The 1510-nt window shown below is 67.7% G+C and carries 2 protein-coding genes; both read right to left on the reverse strand.

From position 1 onward, the window contains the following. Positions 1–16: 16 nt before the first annotated feature. On the reverse strand, positions 17–583 hold the full coding sequence (locus ACFZB3_RS50100; protein ID WP_391390611.1) for an SMI1/KNR4 family protein: 567 nt from the start codon (positions 581–583) through the stop codon (positions 17–19). After that, positions 580–1494: an IS5 family transposase gene (locus ACFZB3_RS50105; RefSeq protein ID WP_391390613.1), complete on the reverse strand. Its 915-nt coding sequence runs from the start codon at positions 1492–1494 to the stop codon at positions 580–582. Before ACFZB3_RS50105 ends, ACFZB3_RS50100 begins: the two co-directional genes overlap by 4 nt. Positions 1495–1510 lie beyond the last annotated feature (16 nt).

Here is a 1510-nt window from a genome sequence, read left to right on the forward strand (position 1 = left end):
AGACCGCGTTTGAGATCTACTGTGATGCCAGCCATGCGGTGTACCACTCGTGAAAGTCTGGTCCTGGGGTGAGACCACCCCATGCGCGGTCGTCGAGCCACACTTGTCCGGCATTGGTCCCCGTGATGACCAGGCGGGAGAAGGTGCCGCAGCCAGACTCGCCGATGACCAGTGCCCCCGCGACGGAGTAGTCAGCGTTGCCTTCCCGGCCCGGTCCCGGCCATTCGGTGGTGTGCGCGAACGCGCTCGCCAGGAAGCCCACATGCAGACACTCTGCCCGAAGGTCGTGCAGGGCCTCTTCCTCGTCTACTTCTTCTGCCAGGCCCAAGAGCCCGTAGTCCGGCCCGGCTCCACCACCGGCGACTGTACTCAGGAAGCTTCGGTAGGTAGCAGGAAGAGTGATGCTGTGCAGCTGCTCGAAGTGTCGGATCGCCTCCTCCGCCAGGGGCGCGTGAAGCCGGTACCCGTGGTGAGAAGCGCCGAAGCGGCGACGCTCGGGGTCTTCCAGGGCCATCGCGGCAACACGCGAGCGCACCGAGGCGCCGTTCCAGGCCCCACCTGGGGCAGCAGCATCACTGGTCACGCCTGGACAGTACCGGCGTGCGCTCTCCCCTGGATCAACGGCTTGGGGCCAGGCCGCGCGGAGGGACAGCCTCGGGTGAGCCGGCGGACCATGATGCCGATCATTGCCCAGCGGATCATCGTCTCCGAGTGAGCGAGGCTGGTCTCATAGTCCCTGGCGAGGCGCCGGTGGGCGGTGAGCCACGAGAAGGTGCGTTCCACCGCCCAACGCTTGGGTTGGACCTGGAAGCCGCGCTGGTCGGGATCCTTGCGGACGATCTCCAGCTCGTGGCCGAGGATCTGGGCGGCCCAGTCGACCAGGCGGCCGGCGAAGCCCTGGTCGGCCCAGACCTTCCGGACCCCGGGATGGTCGAGTCTGGTCCACAGCAGCGGCCGCTTCGCGCCGTCGCGGTCCTGGATGCTCGCCGCGACGACGTGAACGGCCAGGAGCAAGCCGAGGGTGTCGGTGACGATGAACCTCTTGCGGCCCTTGACCTTCTTGCCCGCATCGAAGCCCCTGGTAGCGGCAGGGACGGTATCCGCGGTGCGGACGGACTGGGAGTCGATCAGGCCCGCGCTCGGCTCCGCGCCGCGGCCGTCGGCTTCACGGACCTTGCCGCGCAGGGCGTCATGGATACGCTCAACGGCGCCGTCGTCGTGCCACCAAGTGAAGTACCAGTACACCGTCGGCCACGGCGCGAAGTCCTTCGGCAGCTGCCGCCAGGAACACCCGGTCCGCACCACGTAGAAGATCGCGTCGAGGATCCGCCGCCGCGGATGCTTCTCCCGCCGACCACCTTTCGGACCCACCCGCGCTGGCGGGAGCAGCGGCTCCACCAGTGCCCACTGCTCATCCGTCAGGTCCGACGGATACCCACCCCCAACACTGCTCACCGCGAGCTCAACGAGCGCCTCAGCAACGAGACACGGCAGATCTCAAACACGGTCT

This window comes from Streptomyces sp. NPDC008092 (assembly GCF_042957285.1).
GTDB lineage: Bacteria > Actinomycetota > Actinomycetes > Streptomycetales > Streptomycetaceae > Streptomyces.